Source organism: Arthrobacter sp. MYb229 (assembly GCF_002975405.1).
In the GTDB taxonomy this organism is placed as follows: domain Bacteria; phylum Actinomycetota; class Actinomycetes; order Actinomycetales; family Micrococcaceae; genus Glutamicibacter.
In genome coordinates, this window is the sequence record NZ_PCPS01000001.1 from 1,159,351 (window position 1) to 1,174,275 (window position 14,925).

Consider the following 14,925-nt stretch of genomic DNA (forward strand, 5'->3'; position numbering starts at 1 on the left):
CCCTAGCCATTTCGCCAGTGATTTAGCGACCCGGAATATCTTGGAAAATTTTGCCCGGGATTGCGTAAGGCTACCGATAATTTACAAAACGTTGGTTCGGCGGCCGGTTCAAGTCAGTTGAATCTGTTGAATCGCAGGAAGGCGCGGAGCGCTGTGTGCGGAACCAGTCGTTCCGGCAGCTTGCGCTGTCCTATCTTGAGCGGATTGAACCGTACTGCGGTGAGACCAATCTATACCCCCCTGCATTAATTTGCGGTTGGGGCGATTGGGTAACCATCAGAACAGGTTCAAAATTGTGAAGCTACTCCAAATCCAGTGGCTAGAGATTCTGAACAACGAATCAGCTACCGTGATGGTCGCATCTGATCAACTGACGTTCTTACAATTGGTGAAAACTGTATGCGATTCCGAGAGTGCGGCACGCCAGACGAGTTAGATTGTGAACCTGCTGGAACCGAACAATTTTATAACGGACGATCCACTGCTGCTGAATTAGCTCAGATCTTCGCCGTGCCCAGCTGCAATTTCTTGAAGCGCTGCGAGATGACGCCTAAATGCGGCAGTTCCTGCCGGAGTCGCACGCACCCAAGTACGTGGTTTATTTGCGACATACCCTTTTCGCGGCACAACATAGCCAGTTTTTTGCAGGTAGCTGATTGCTTTGCTAAGGGTTGAATCTTCTGTTTCAATCATGTCCCGCAATGTTGCAAAATCGAATTCTGCGTCTTCTCGCACCGCGGCCATGAGCGAAAACCGAACTGGTGTGAGCAAAGCATCATCCAGTTGGTGTCGTGGATGCTGTTTCTCATTCTCTCCGCCGCTCATGATCGTTGCTTGCTAAGTAACGCGCCGAGAGCCATGGGAAGCGCAACAACGATCGCGCTTACGACTCCAACTACAGGAGAGTCCCATGTCGTGCGTATAGCGACCAGCATGGACAACTGGTACAAGAAAAACGACAATCCGAAAGCGAACCACTCTTGATCTCTCCAGTGGGCACCGAGTTTGACCAATCCTCTGTTGGAGGCACCTAAAATGACCAGCGCCAACATTAACATGCTCATTACGAACTGGGCGAGAGCGAACCAGGAAAAATAGAGCGAGAAAATCGCGATTCCTAAGTAGAGGGCCGCTGCGAGAGTGCCAAGCCGAGTACGGAGGTTCAGCGGCGCGAGATTCCATGCTCTGCGACTCTGCTGCACCTGGTTCCCGGTGCGCCGGCGCCCGGCCAACGTGCTCGCAGCCATCGGTAAGACTATGAGCGCTGCTGTTACAAGACACATCCACCACGGTATGGCGATTCCCAACATACTTGCAGTCGGCAATGCCGCAAATAAAAGGACGGCGAATAAGACACTAACCAACTTGCGACCTTTCAACACAATAACTGCTGAGGCCGATTCCCGATGATTAGCACCCTGAATCAATAACGTGTACATAAGCATGGGCAGGATTAGCAATGTCGCACATAGCCGCCCGGCGTATGCATCCGAAATGCCAAGATGCCCTAGAGGTCCGGTAAATACCAACAGAAAAGTTGCTATATATGTAAAGAACACCGCCGGTTTCCATTTGCTACGGGCGGACTGGAGGTTCTGGGCCACTAGTTCCTGTGTGCGAGCATCTACCCGTTTGGCCTCCTCCAGCATTCGAGCGGCAGTCTTCGGGTCGGGGTGCGGCCACCCATCAAGACCATCGTCAGCAGGTGAACTATCCATACTTCCAAGATAGCAGGAACTTTCTCCTTGGAAAGTGGATATGGATCAGCACTTCAACCGGCTACTTCGAGCCAGAACCTGTTAATTCCGATAGTTTTAGCCAGGTGCTCAAGTTCCCGGAAGCGTGCACCGCCTCCGGATTTTCTAATATCCCCGTCTTTGGACGAATTTTCACGAGCCGACGGCAGACAGTGCAGACTTAACCTCACGGCTGGATATAACACCGCGGGCCGGCACACTGTGCAAGTGTGCCGGCCCGCGGTGAATGTGCAGTCGCTGATTTAGGTCAGTGAGACCAATTCCAGGTAGCCGTCGTTGAACAGGTCTTCGTCGCCATCGGGCAAGATGACCACGCGTTCAGGCTTCAGGGCCGACACCGCGCCCTCATCGTGGCTGACCATGACCACGGCACCCGGGAACGTGGACAGCGCGCCAAGCACCTCTCCGCGCGAGGCGGGGTCGAGGTTGTTAGTCGGCTCATCGAGCAAGAGCACATTCGCGCTGGAAGCCACGATGGTCGCCAGGGCCAGACGGGTCTTCTCGCCGCCGGAGAGCACCCCGGCGGACTTGGACACATCGTCGCCGACGAACATGAACGAGCCGAGGATCGAACGCACGTCTGCATCGTTGAGGTGATCGGGCGCGTTGCGGCGCATGTTCTCCAGCACGGTGGCTTCGGTATCCAGCGTGTCGTGCTCCTGGGCGAAGTAGCCGATCTTCAGGCCGTGGCCCGGAACGATCTCACCGGTGTCTGGTTCGGAGACACCGGCCAGCATGCGCAGCAAGGTGGTCTTACCGGCACCGTTCAGGCCCAGGATGACTACCTTGGAACCGCGGTCGATTGCCAAGGACACGTCGGTGAAGATCTCCAGCGAACCATAGGCCTTCGACAGGCCCTCGGCCATCAGCGGGGTCTTGCCGCAAGGGGCAGGATCCGGGAAGCGCAGCGCCGCGACACGATCGTTGGCACGCACATCTTCGAGTCCCGAGAGCATGCGGTCCACACGTTTGAGCATCGACTGGGCGGCGGAGGCACCGGAGGCACGGGCCTTCATCTTGTTGGCCTGCGCCGTCAAGACCGAGGCCTTCTTCTCGATGTTGCCGCGCTCGCGCTTGCGGGCGCGCTCGTCGGTTTCGCGCTGGACCTGGTAGCGCTTCCAGTTCATGTTGTAGACATCCACCGTGGCGCGGTTGGCGTCCAGGAAGAGCACCTTGTTCACGGTGGCGTCCAGCAGGCCGGTATCGTGGCTGATCATCAGCACGCCGCCGGCATAATTCTTGATGAAGTCGCGCAGCCAGGTGATGGAGTCGGCGTCCAAGTGGTTGGTCGGCTCGTCAAGCAGCAGCGTTTCGGCGTCCGAGTAGAGGATGCGGGCAAGCTCCACACGGCGGCGCTGACCACCGGAGAGCGTGCTCAACGGCTGGTCCAGGATGCGTTCTGGCAGATCCAGATTCGAACAGATCGCGGCGGCTTCGGATTCTGCGGCATAACCGCCGGCGGCCATGAACTCGGCTTCAAGGCGGTCGTAGCGGCGCATGGCCTTGGCGGAGATGCTGGCGTCTTCGCTGGCCATCTCCTCGCGGTTCTTGGCCAGCTTGTTCAGCACGATATCCAGCCCGCGGGCCGCCAGGATGCGGTCGCGCGCGAGCTGCTCCATGTCCGGAGTCTTCGGGTCCTGCGGCAGGTAGCCGATGGAGCCCTTGTTTGACACGTCGCCGCCGGTTGGCTGGGTTTCCCCGGCCAGAACCTTGGTCATGGTGGTCTTACCGGCACCGTTACGACCCACCAGTCCGATCTTGTCGCCCTTGTCAATCCGGAAGTTTACTTCGTCCATCAGCAAGCGGGCGCCGACGCGTAGCTCAAGGTTGGCTACGGAAATCATATGGTGTGGCCCTTTCGAAACGGGGTAAGGAAAATCTATTGGCCCTATCAAGGGCAACTTTACTATCCTACCGGTCGCCCAGCTGGGTTATGCCTTACTGTGTGCGAATCGACATCGGAAGCAAAAAGCCGCCGCCCGCCACCGGGTCTTGGTGGCGGGCGGAGGCAGGTAGCTTAGCCGCGCTGCGTGGAGCGGAAGTCCTTCATCTGAATCAGCCGGCGGCGCAGCGACGCCTCGCGGCGCAGATCCGAGCCGCTGGTCTTTTCGATATGCTCCTTGCCGAAGCGCCACAGCAGCACGTCGTCGAGCAGCCGGTCCGGCCCCGGAGAATACCGGTGGTCCAGCGCCGCGCGGACCTCGGTGACCACATTCGCGTCCAGGAGCTCGGCCAGCTGCCAGGTCGCGTCGATGCCGTGCGCGCCGAGCAGTTCGGCAGCCCAAGACCAGTCGTCATCGCGTTTGCGGTCCACATGGGGCAGCAGGGTCTGCCAGATTTCGCCGATCTTCTCCCCCGAGAGCTTCTCGGCGCCCAGCCCCTGCCGGTCGTGATAGCCATTCATCCGGTGGTAGAGATCGTCGATGTCGGTGAAGTAGTTCTCCACGGTTTCGAGCATCGCGGAGGTCGCGGTGAAATGCCGGTCGATCTGCGGGTTCCAGGCCGCCTCGCCGGGATGCTTAAAGCGAATATCGTGCTCCATCTCGCTCCAGGCGTGCTGGAGCACCGTGCGGATTTGCACCTCGAAGACGAAGTTGCCGCTGGGAACCACCGGCTTGCCCAGGGCCTCCTGGAATTTGGAAACGCTCGGTTCATTGCGGGTTTTGAGCAGCAGGTGGCGTGAGGAGTAGCCGTAGGTTCCGGATTCCACCGAACCGATGTCCTTCTCCCGGTCGCTGCGGCAATCGAAGTCCTCGCGGTGGGCCTTGATCAGCGTAGCGACCTGCTGGATTTCGTGGGGCAGCATCACGATGATGCGCAGCCCCACCATGTCGTGGATTTCGCGCAACGGGTTGGGGAATTCGAGCACCGGGTTTGTTTCCGGGGTTTCCTGCAGCTGGCGCGAGGCCTTGGACCGGAAGGACTCCGGAGTCTTCACCCTTCCGGTCACGAACAAGGGTTGGACTTCACTGCCGTGGAACAACGAACGGATCTTGGTTTTCATCGCGCTGAGCACCTCGTCGAGCTCGGCACCGACCGCTTCGAAACGAGTAACTGCCTCGTCGATCTGGTCGCTGAACTGTGCCGGTTCGGTGCTGCTGGTCGATTGATCCATAGTCTTGCCTCCTAGTGCGGTGAAATGCAATAAGTCCTTCGTATGCTGCTAAACGGGTGGAAGCCTTAGGCCTGCGGACGCGAAAGCCGTTTGGCCATATCCTCGTACAATGGCGCCTTGTCATCGTTCTTCGGCTTGGCCGCGGTGGCTGGTGCGCTGGCCGCCGGAGCCTGCTTCAGCGGGGTGACCTTTTCGGCACGCGACTGGGCAATCGCCTCGGCACGGGCCCGAGCGATGGCATCCTGGTGATCCTGCTCCAGCTGGGCTACGCGTTCGGCTTCGGCCTGCTGCGAGTCGGTCAGCGCGGCGTTGTAACCGTCATCGTAGGCGACGCCGTACTTCTCGGCGTTGGCCGCATCTTCATCGTATTCGTATTCGGCGCGAAGCTTCGAGGCTTCGGACTTCTTCTGGTACATGTGTACGGTCAGGTGGGTGATGGCCAGCAGCACGATTGGCGGCATGGCGGCGACAAGCGCCGAGACCAGCGGTGGCACGCCGTTGACGATCGAGTCCACGGTAAGGATCGCGTGGGTGGAGTTGGCCGCCGTGGACACGATGGCGCCGAAGAACAGCAGCGACCACGGGTAAATCATTGCCTTGCGGTTGAACCCGTTCAGTGCCACGATCGCAACCGTAGCGGCCACGATCATACCGTCGATGATAATTGGCCAGATCCAGGCCAGGCTTGAGTCGATGCCGGAGCGTTCGGCGAGGTCGGTCAGGGCCGCAAAAGATAGGACGAATGCACCGATCGCGATCAAGACCGTGGCACCCACGGCGGTTCCTAGGACGGCGCGGTGAGGCTCGCGCGGAATTTCTGGCTTGTTATCCATGCTGCGGGGCAGACCTTACTTTCGAGAAATGAATAGGAACGTCAACAAAGCGAATGTAGTTACCAGCGGTATCGGGCACCGGCTCCGGAACTATTTTAGCCTCATCGGCTGGGCGTTGTGCGGTGCGCGCTTAGCGCATTCGGCGATCGACAAATCTGGTGCCGGTGATCCGCCCGGCCAAACCCTGGCCGGAACGATCAAAGAGCAAGAAGAGCGAGCTGAGCACCACGTAGCCCAGGACTAGCAAACTCAGCCAGGCCCAGGGGCTGACCGCCCAGATGCTGTCGGCGATTTGGAAGGCGAAGGAAATTCCGCCGAGCCCCAAAAGGCTGCGCAGCAAGGCTTGCCACGCGGAGGCTTCGCGCCGCTGCTTTCCGGCGATACGGATCCAGGCGCAACGCTGACCCAGGCTTGCGCGTCCCGGCGCGAGGGTGGGGAGCAGGAAGACCAGCAGCACGGAGATGGAAGGAATCCACCGCTCGGTCAGGTTGTAGGAGGCCTGCGGTGCGCCCAGTTTTTCGGCGATTTCCAGGACAAAGGTGGTGAGCATGACCAGCGCCAGCACAAAAGCTATATCGAAGGCGTTGGCCATAAAACGGCGCAGCCGGGTGACCTCGCGCGGCGCGGCATTCGCAGCGCTCGATTCGCGGGGTCCGGTCAGCCAGCTGAAGATAGGCAGGTATGCCACGATCGAACCGATCAGGGCGCCGAGGGTGTTGGTCAGCACATCGTCCACGTCCGCCACGCGGTAGGCGCAGGTGTAGAGTCCCCAGATGCCGGTGTACTGGGTCAGCTCGATTGCTAGGCTCGCGGTGAGTCCGATGAACGTGCCGAGGAAGATGTTGCCGCGCAGCCAGCGAACCGCCAGAATACCTAAGGGCATGAACAAGATCACATTGAATAAGACCTGCCACAGCGTGAAACTCGTCAAAAAGTGACGCATGCCCAGTTCGTAGGACAGCGCGAAGTCGTTGAGAAAGTTCAATGGATTTAGTTGCGGGATGGCCACCCCGGGCCGGCAGAATGCGGTACGTGTTTCGGGCAGCGGAAGCATGGTGTAGCTGAATAATCCAAAACCATAAATCACCGCGGCGCCGGTGGTCAGCGTGCGCCGCCACGATAAGCGACCGTGGCGGTGGTACTGGATTGCGAGCAGGAAGATACCGGCGGCGCCAAGGAACAGAGCAGCGCCGAGCATGGCTATCGTTGCGGGCCAGAACATCGTTTGCATATTTCTATCTAAGCGGAGAAAGATACCAAGAAGCTGGGATGCCAGGTGTGAGCTTCGTTAACGCCCGGTGGGAGATTCCGGGATGGTGGCAGGACCGGTGTTTCCGCTGAGCACGGTGCGCGTCTTTGGATCGAATCGGAAAAGCCCGGCGATCAGTCCCACCGCGATCACCGCCGCCAGGACCCGCATCAGCCAGACGATATGCCACTGTTCGATGGATAGCTGGTCGACGAATACCACCAGCAGGATCAAGCTGGACAGGTAGATCATGAGCTTCTCCGAAGACCACGAGACTCGGTGCGAGATCGCGAAAAGGGCGATCATCCACAAGATGTACCAGGGCTGGATGATCGGGGCGAGCAAAACCACCGCGGACAGCGCCCAGGCGGCCAAGCGGACGGGCCGAGAAATATCCTTCGCCAAGGCGAGCCGGGCGACGATCAGCAGGGAGAAGGCCTGAAAGAGTGTCACCACGATCGACTGAGTCAGCGCTACCGGTCCACCGAGGAGCCCTACGAGATTGCCGAAGGACCAGCCGATCAGTCCCACCGGGGCGTAGGGGAATGCCGCGTCGCCGGCGGTGAACATCGCCGGAAGCCAGCCGAACCAGAGGTTGGTCACCGCGCCGATCACCGAAAGCCAGGCGAGGCAATAGCAGGAAACCTTCAGCCAGACGACGCAGCGCGCACGCAGCCGGTGGTTCTGACCGAGCAGGATCAGCCCGATGAAGGGCAGGACCAGCAGCACGATTGGTTTGACGGAAACCGCGATGGCCAGCGCAAAGGTCGATGCGATGGCGCGGCGGTCATAGGCCAGGGCGAAGGCGCTGAACACTCCGGCGATCATCAACGCATCGTTGTGCGCGCCACCGATCATGGTCAGCAAAAACAGTGGGTTGCCCACGATGGCCCAGTTGGACCAGTTCGGGTTCTGCCCCATTTTTTGGGCGAGTTTCGCGGTGAAATGGAAACAGCCAATGACCCCGAGCAGCGCGACGACGCGCAGCAAACCCACACCGATCTCCGGCACGCCGTTGGAGACGAAGTAGATGATGCGCGATAAGACCAGGAAAAAGGGCCCATATGGCGAGGGCGACTGAGCCCAGAGCCCATCGGATCCGCCATCGAACCAGCCAGGAAGTGCAGAAATACCCTCATGGTAGGGCGATTTGTCCGCGTGCAGCATCCGCCCTTGGGCCAAATATGAATAGACATCACGGCTGAGGATGGGAAAGCTGAACATCAGCGGCGCGGACCACATGGCGATCAACTTGCCCAACTGCCTTGGGTGGATCGTATCTGCGGTTTCGACTAGCGGCCGAGCCAAGATCCAAGATCGAGTCAGCCACGCCAGCCCCAGCGCCATCAGGATAATGCAGCTAATCACGCCCCATACTTCGGTGCGGAATTCGATAAAGAAGCCGCTGCGTGCCAGCGGGGAGAGCTGGCTGCGGGGAAACCAGCCGATCCCCCACGAAGCCACGGTGATCAACGCCGAGGCGGCGAATCCCTGCCACCCCAGGGTTCTCAGCGGCGTGGCATGCCGCTCATAATTTCGCACTTGCACGCTCACTAGGCTTTCTTTTTCTTCTTCAGCCAGTTGGTGGAGCTAAGCAATTCGGGGCAGATCGTTTTAGTCTTCGGATCAAGGAAGACCAGGTACAAGGCGCAGATAATCGAAATGCTCCAAGAGATCAGTTGAACTCGGGGCACCAGGCTCTCTTGCAGGAACTGCCAGACGAAAATCTGGTCCGCGGCCTGATAAGCCAAGAAGAAGATCGTGGTCAGATGCAGCCAGAGCATCTGCCAGTCGTCACGCAGTCCCGTGACGGCGAAGAACGGCAGCAACCACAGCAGGTACCACGGTTGGATCACCGGGGATAGCACGACGATCCCCGCATAGGCGATGCCCATGCGCTGGACCAGATGCGAGTATTTGCCACGGAACATCAGCATGATGGCCAGGCCCACGGCGAGCAGCTGGCCGCCGGTCTTCACCACGGGAAGCACCCAGCCCGATTCCAGGCCGAAGGAATTGAAGATGCCAGAAAGTCCGACGGTGAGCATGCCCAGTGGCGCGATGATGGACACACCGACGCCCTTGTAGTTCAACAGCACGTCGAGCCAGCCGAACCAATAGCCGTTCATCCAACCAACGAGCGTCATGAGCGCCAGGAAAATCGATCCGGAGTAGGCCCAGTACAAAATACGCCGGGGCCAGCTGGCCATCGGCCCAGCCCAGAGCAAGCCTATAAATGGCAGCAGCACCAGGGTGATTGGCTTGACGCCGATGGAGGCGGCGAGCACCACGATGGCCCAGAATCCGTGGCGCTTGCAGGCGAGGTAGACGGCCCAGACCGACAGTCCGGTCATCAGCGCATCGTTGTGCGCGCTGGCCACAAAGTTCACCAGGAACAACGGATTGGCCACCGTCATCCAGGCCGCCTTGGCACCCGAGACGGAATGCAATTCGGCCAGTTTGGGAACGTAGCGCAGGCAGAGCAGTACGCCGATGAGCGCAATCCCGCGGAAGGCGAGAACTGCCGCATCGGTGGATCCACCCACGATGTTGACCACGATGTATTCAATGGTCAGAAAGAGCGGGCCGTAGGGAGTGCCGTCCTGTGCCCACATCGTGTCGGCTCCCAGCTGGAACCAATTGTTCAAGCTGGAGATGCCGTCGACGTAGGGGTCCTGCCCCGCGTCGACGAGTCTGCCTTGGCCAATATATGCGAAGACGTCGCGACTCATAATCGGCAACGCGATGAGCATCGGAATGCTCCACAGCCAGACCGCGCGGCGCACGATCTTCAGCGAACCCGCGTCCCAGCCCTTGAGCTTCTGCCCCAACCGCCACCAGGCTCGAAACAGCAGCCAGCAACCGAGCGCCAGCAAGATCACGCTGATGGTCACACCGGTGGCTTCGGTGCGGACCATGATGAAGAACGGATCACGGTTAAGCGGTGAAACGCTGGCAAGCCAGCCCGTTCCGAAGGACCCGAAGAGGATCATGGACGAACCGACGATGCCGCTGAGCAACGTCTTATTGACACCAGGGTACGGCTGGGATTCCAGCACTTCTGGTTTGCTAGCGGACACCATGACACCTCGTGCTGGATCGGACAAAAAGTTCGTTTAAAAAAATCGACGCCAAGTCCGGGAAATCATTGGAGAGCCCATAATTCAACGTCCGGAAATCTCAGATGATTTTAGCATTGAGCAAGACCGGGGTTCAGGTGTGACACCAGCATCCACCAAGCTTTCGCCCCGTGCGCTCCCCCACACCGCGCACAACGGGTAGATTGGTCACGTGTCTAGTAACTCAGAAAAAATTGTATGGATCGACTGCGAGATGACCGGCTTGGACCTGGCCAACGATGCGTTGATCGAAGTAGCTGTGCTGATCACCGATTCGGAACTGAATATCGCCGATGAGGGCATCCAGGTGGTCATCAAGCCAGCGGATGCCGCCCTGGCCCAGATGGATGACTTCGTGCGCAATATGCATCAGGTCTCCGGACTCCTGGAAGAGCTCGATGGCGGAATGCAGATGGATCAAGCCCAACGCCTGGTCATGGACTACATCCGTAAGCATGTTCCAGAACCCAACAAGGCTTTATTGGGCGGTAACTCGGTCGGGACCGATAAGAACTTCTTGGCACGCGATATGCCAGAAATTATCGAGCACCTGCATTACCGAATCATTGATGTATCCACCTTGAAGGAACTGAGCAGGCGTTGGTACACCAAGGCTCATTACGCAGCTCCGGCCAAAACCGGCAACCATCGCGCACTGGGTGACATTCAGGACTCGATCGATGAACTGCGCTATTACCGGGCTGCGATCATGGTCCCCGCACCGGGGCCGAGCACCGATCAAGCGCGCAAGATCGCTTCACAACTCTCCCCGGCAGCCGAAAAGTAACGACTAGTCAGGGCCCTAAAAAGCGGGTGATGCACAACACAGCACAATAGGGCCCTCTCGAGTTGGCACTCACCCCCCGGGTGCGTGTATAGTATTTCTCGTTGCCAGATACGAAGTCGGGACGCAAAAGCGAACTGACTAGTAACGAAGCAATTATGGTGGGTATAGCTCAGTTGGTAGAGCGTCTGGTTGTGGTCCAGAAGGTCGCGGGTTCAAGCCCCGTTACTCACCCCAGATTATCGGTCTGATCCAAAACGAAAGTTACGGATCAGGCCGATTTTTCGTAATCGCTGGACTCCCCCGCTCAAACTATCCTCCGATTGTAATTTTCGGACCGGATGCGTGTATAGTATTTCTCGTTGCTTGAAATCAGTTCGAGCGTCTCTGACGTTCCGACTAGTAGCTAAGTAAACATGGTGGGTATAGCTCAGTTGGTAGAGCGTCTGGTTGTGGTCCAGAAGGTCGCGGGTTCAAGCCCCGTTACTCACCCCTGATTATCGGTCTGATCCAAAACGAAAGTTACGGATCAGGCCGATTTTGTTTTTCTTTTTAAACTGCTGCACGCCGCTCGCGGCACCGCTTGCAAATTTCCCCATAATTCCACACGCAAAGTTTAATATCCACTGGAATTAGCCCTGGTCCACTGCAATAGTAAATTGATGCGAGCAACGCATGCATAGAGTATTCCAGTCAAGCGCCTGCTGTACAGCGCGATCTCTACCTGTATTAGGAACTTCGCTACTTGACCGGCCACGGAGCGAAGTACACACTGGTGCCTATGGCTGGTCTCCGCAGCGCACTACCGACGGTGCTTCCCTCGCTCCAAAGTAGTTTTCGGGAAGCCCGCTCGGCAACAGCGCAAGGAGCCGCGATATTTGTGGTTGGCCAGCAGGGAACCGGGCGTACGACGCTTGCCCGTCAAATCCTCTTGGGTACCGAGGAGAAGTTGTATTGGCTCACCGCGGCGAAGGCTCTTGAGCTTGTTCCTTTCGCACTGCTAACAACTCTCTGCGCGCAGCTGCCGTTGAAGAACGCCGGTTCTACACCGGGTGAAATGATCTCTTCGCTGGTTCAATACACCACGAATGAAAAACTGTGCATTCTTCTGGATCAAGCCGAATTCGCCGATGAACAAAGCGCAGCGGTACTGGCCCATCTGTCGGTGACCCGAAGCATCCAATTGGTCATGGCAACCACTGCCGTCCATGAACTGCCACAGCCGCTGCGGGGCCTCCGCTCCGATTCTCATTCAAAGCGCATCGGGCTCTCCGCACTGACCTTCGAAGACACCGAAGCCATTCTCAAGCATGTGCTCGGCGGCCAGGTCAATTCCGCCACCGTTGAGATGCTGCTAGAGTTTTCCGGCGGCAACGCGCTGCATCTGCGCGAGCTCACCCTTGATGCGCGAACTGCGCGAGCGCTGACGCTGAAGGGCTGCTACTGGACCCTCGACCGGCAATGGAATCCCCAAGGTTCGCGAATTACCGACCTCATTTCGTCGCGACTCAAAGACCAGCCAGAAGAAATCCGCGAGGCCGTAGAACTGCTGTCGGTCACCGGAAGGCTGCCTTATCCGCTGGCACAGCGTTTATTCGGCGACTTGCTATCGAACCTCTTGGACTCCCGGCTGGCCAAACTCATTGTGCTTTCCCTGGATGAGGCTACCGGCGAGCGCGACCTAGCGGTTGAGCTGAGTGCGGGGCTATCCGCGCAAAGCGTCTTGAGCACCTTGTCCCCAACGAAGCTTCGCGGTTATCTGCAGCGCGCCGACAGCGCTTTTCCCCGCGAGGTGTTGACTTCGCAAGCGCGCGCACGATTCACCACTCACCGCGTGCAGCTGGGGATCGAGGTTCCGGCGTCCGAGTTGTTCGAAGACGTTGTGGGGTCGGCCGATGCGCGCCGTTTCGCGCAGGTGGTCGCATTGACGGATTCCGTGAGGCACGAATCCTTCACGGACAAGCGGATGCTGGAGAAGCTCTTGGTGCTTCGGGCAGATGCCCTGTATGAACTAGCGAAGTCAGAGGCCGCCCTAGCGGTACTCAAGCCCCTGCTCCGGACCGGCAGTGCCGAGGTACGAGGCGTGGCAGCCAGGATTGCTTTTTCCGGTCTGGCGCGTCCTGACCTAGCTCTGGAAATCATTGAATCGGGACCGCAGGATCCGGTCGAGAGCCGCGCTTTCGGATTGATCCTCCGCGCCCGGGCGCAGCAAATTGTGGACTCCTCCAAGCTTCGTGAATATGCGCGTGATGAGAGGATCTCGCCCGAACTGCGCACCGCTTGCCTAGCTCATGCGATTATCGAAGATTGCTATGCCGGCAGACCGGTTGACGCGCTCGAAGAAGTTTTGGACGTGGTCGCGGACGGCTTCTGGAAAAGCGCCACCCCTGCGGTGCAGTCGGAGATAGTTTTTGCCCTACCGGCCTTGATGTCGGCCTTGGGCGGCGGCGGTGAGGCGCTGGCTTCAATATTGGGCGACATTGATTTCACGACTCTGGCCTTGAACCCGTCAAATTATTTGACCGGCATCGGCATTGAGTTCTTGGAACAGGGACTGGCCGTTGAGGCCCTTGGGTCTTTTGAGCAGGCGCTCGCCCTCATTTCGGTGTCCGATCCCTATCTGGTTGCCGGGTTTACCTCCTCATTCGCGGCGGCGGCCGCGGTAATGATTGGAGATATCCCCAGGGCTCGTCTCCACTACGATATGGCTCGTTCGGCCCCCGACGTGGCTGGGCAGATCATGCGCCCGCTGGCCCAACGCTACCTACTGCCGGTGATCCTTGAGCTCGAAGGCCGGCAGGCCGCGCTGGAGCATCTGCAGCGGTGCTTGGCCCATGCGGACAAGTTCGGCCGCAAGCTGCTGAGGATGCGCTTGCTTCATGACGCATGGCGACTGGAGCTTTCCGAGGACGAGGCACAGCTCCAAGCTGCCGCTGAACAGGTCCAGGGACCCCTGGCACGGGCAATCGCCGGATACGCGGGGGTTCTGGACTCGCTGAACGAGGAGGGCATTGAGCGGCTTTGCGAAGTGCATGCCTCAGCCGGCCGCCCGCTCTATGCGGCGGAATTTGCTCATCGCACCTCTTCGCGGGCGCGGAATCTTGGTCGGCGAGCGCTCGCGACGCGGTTGCTCGGGCTCTGCGTGGAACTGGCTGCCCCGCTGGCAGCAGTCAACACTCCCTCGCTGGGGCGCGGGCGTATCGTCCGCTCCCTGTTAACCGAACGCGAATACGCAGTCTGCGTGATGGCCGCGCGTGGTAGCAGCAATCAAGAAATCGCCGAGGAGCTATTCCTCTCCCCGCGTACGGTGGAAGGCCACCTACAGCGGTCCTACGCTAAATTAGGCATCACCGATCGTCGCCAGCTGCTTCCGGTCAGTGATTCGGGGGCGGTCTTTGATGAAATCCTCGATGAGGACTTCAAAACGATACCTGTATCCGGGCCAAAGACTACCTAGTGTCCGGTTTGCACTGCTCAACATGGGTTTGCCGCCCTAGACTAGGGCGCGTGGGGATCGAATTATGCATGAGGAATCTTGGGGGATTCAAAATTCGATTCATTGGGGACAAAGCTTTTAGACACTCGCATCAGCAAGAGCGCCTAACAAGCTCTGCGGGAGGCTAGCGCCATGGGGGCGCTAGCCTTTCCCGCTTAACTGCGTTCATTCACACCGCTTTGCTCGAACCAAAAGCATTCGAATATACATTCGAACCCATGTTCGAAACACCTGCTCAGCTTCCGGCGCTTCACGGTCACACCTGTATCCACAGCCGCTTAGCACCTCCTCTATCGCACTGAGGCGCATATCACCTGCGCCCGGTGCGCTACCTGGATTTCACCTTGCGGAGGCATGCCCAGGTACCACCGTGGTGCCGCAACTACGGATATTGACTAGTAAATCAGCGGAAATCCCGCGGAACCGCCCTCCGGCACGAGGGCAGCAGCGCCCGGCGGGCTCCCCGCCAAGGCCACGGGTGAGAAGTTTTGCTGAACCTACGCAGTGGCACAACGCCAATCAGCCGTGAAACTATTGGACAAGCACCCTAAGCACTTTCGAAAGGAACCGAT

At 58.8% G+C, this 14,925-nt stretch carries 10 protein-coding genes and 2 tRNA genes; 4 read left to right on the forward strand and 8 right to left on the reverse strand.

The genetic code is table 11. From position 1 onward, the window contains the following. Positions 1-492 precede the first annotated feature (492 nt). From CQ019_RS05475 to mptB (CQ019_RS05510), 8 genes are all read right to left on the reverse strand, one after another. On the reverse strand, positions 493-825 hold the full coding sequence (locus tag CQ019_RS05475; RefSeq protein ID WP_096288777.1) for a transcriptional regulator: 333 nt from the start codon (positions 823-825) through the stop codon (positions 493-495). Then, complete coding sequence (locus CQ019_RS05480; RefSeq protein ID WP_146112394.1) at positions 822-1,604, reverse strand: hypothetical protein; 783 nt, start codon at positions 1,602-1,604, stop codon at positions 822-824. The genes CQ019_RS05475 and CQ019_RS05480 overlap by 4 nt, the downstream gene beginning before the upstream one ends. 395 nt (positions 1,605-1,999) lie before the next feature. After that, positions 2,000-3,601: an ABC-F family ATP-binding cassette domain-containing protein gene (locus CQ019_RS05485; RefSeq protein ID WP_096288781.1), complete on the reverse strand. Its 1,602-nt coding sequence runs from the start codon at positions 3,599-3,601 to the stop codon at positions 2,000-2,002. A 173-nt stretch (positions 3,602-3,774) separates the two neighbouring features. Next, positions 3,775-4,872, reverse strand: coding sequence for a GTP pyrophosphokinase family protein (locus CQ019_RS05490; protein ID WP_096288783.1), 1,098 nt, complete (start codon positions 4,870-4,872; stop codon positions 3,775-3,777). Between the two features lie 65 nt (positions 4,873-4,937). Next, entirely contained in the window at positions 4,938-5,705 is a 768-nt protein-coding gene (locus CQ019_RS05495) for a DUF2637 domain-containing protein (RefSeq protein WP_096288785.1), read from the reverse strand. Between the two features lie 130 nt (positions 5,706-5,835). Continuing rightward, on the reverse strand, positions 5,836-6,936 hold the full coding sequence (locus CQ019_RS05500; protein WP_105569096.1) for a VanZ family protein: 1,101 nt from the start codon (positions 6,934-6,936) through the stop codon (positions 5,836-5,838). A gap of 57 nt (positions 6,937-6,993) precedes the next feature. Further along, entirely contained in the window at positions 6,994-8,508 is a 1,515-nt protein-coding gene (gene mptB / locus CQ019_RS05505; RefSeq protein ID WP_105552065.1) for a polyprenol phosphomannose-dependent alpha 1,6 mannosyltransferase MptB, read from the reverse strand. After that, entirely contained in the window at positions 8,508-10,037 is a 1,530-nt protein-coding gene (mptB, locus tag CQ019_RS05510; RefSeq protein ID WP_255248528.1) for a polyprenol phosphomannose-dependent alpha 1,6 mannosyltransferase MptB, read from the reverse strand. The genes mptB (CQ019_RS05505) and mptB (CQ019_RS05510) overlap by 1 nt, the downstream gene beginning before the upstream one ends. A gap of 208 nt (positions 10,038-10,245) precedes the next feature. Here mptB (CQ019_RS05510) and orn point away from each other — a divergent pair, with 208 nt between their 5' ends. From orn to CQ019_RS05530, 4 genes are all read left to right on the forward strand, one after another. Further along, positions 10,246-10,860 carry an oligoribonuclease gene (orn, locus tag CQ019_RS05515; RefSeq protein ID WP_096288791.1) on the forward strand — a complete coding sequence of 205 codons (615 nt, stop codon included), beginning with the start codon at positions 10,246-10,248 and terminating at the stop codon, positions 10,858-10,860. Positions 10,861-11,018: 158 nt separating this feature from the next. Continuing rightward, positions 11,019-11,094, forward strand: a tRNA-His gene (locus tag CQ019_RS05520). 182 nt (positions 11,095-11,276) lie between these two features. Then, positions 11,277-11,349: transfer RNA gene (locus tag CQ019_RS05525), tRNA-His, on the forward strand. A gap of 388 nt (positions 11,350-11,737) precedes the next feature. Next, positions 11,738-14,314: a helix-turn-helix transcriptional regulator gene (locus CQ019_RS05530; RefSeq protein WP_181148254.1), complete on the forward strand. Its 2,577-nt coding sequence runs from the start codon at positions 11,738-11,740 to the stop codon at positions 14,312-14,314. Positions 14,315-14,925: the final 611 nt, after the last annotated feature.

Excerpts from the sequence above, each read along its gene's own strand:
- CQ019_RS05475 (WP_096288777.1), bottom strand. The coding sequence starts at position 825 with ATGAGCGGCGGAGAGAATGAGAAACAGCATCCACGACACCAACTGGAT.
- CQ019_RS05485 (WP_096288781.1), bottom strand. The coding sequence starts at position 3,601 with ATGATTTCCGTAGCCAACCTTGAGCTACGCGTCGGCGCCCGCTTGCTG.
- CQ019_RS05490 (WP_096288783.1), bottom strand. The coding sequence starts at position 4,872 with ATGGATCAATCGACCAGCAGCACCGAACCGGCACAGTTCAGCGACCAG.
- CQ019_RS05495 (WP_096288785.1), bottom strand. The coding sequence starts at position 5,705 with ATGGATAACAAGCCAGAAATTCCGCGCGAGCCTCACCGCGCCGTCCTA.
- CQ019_RS05500 (WP_105569096.1), bottom strand. The coding sequence starts at position 6,936 with ATGCAAACGATGTTCTGGCCCGCAACGATAGCCATGCTCGGCGCTGCT.
- mptB (WP_255248528.1), bottom strand. The coding sequence starts at position 10,037 with ATGGTGTCCGCTAGCAAACCAGAAGTGCTGGAATCCCAGCCGTACCCT.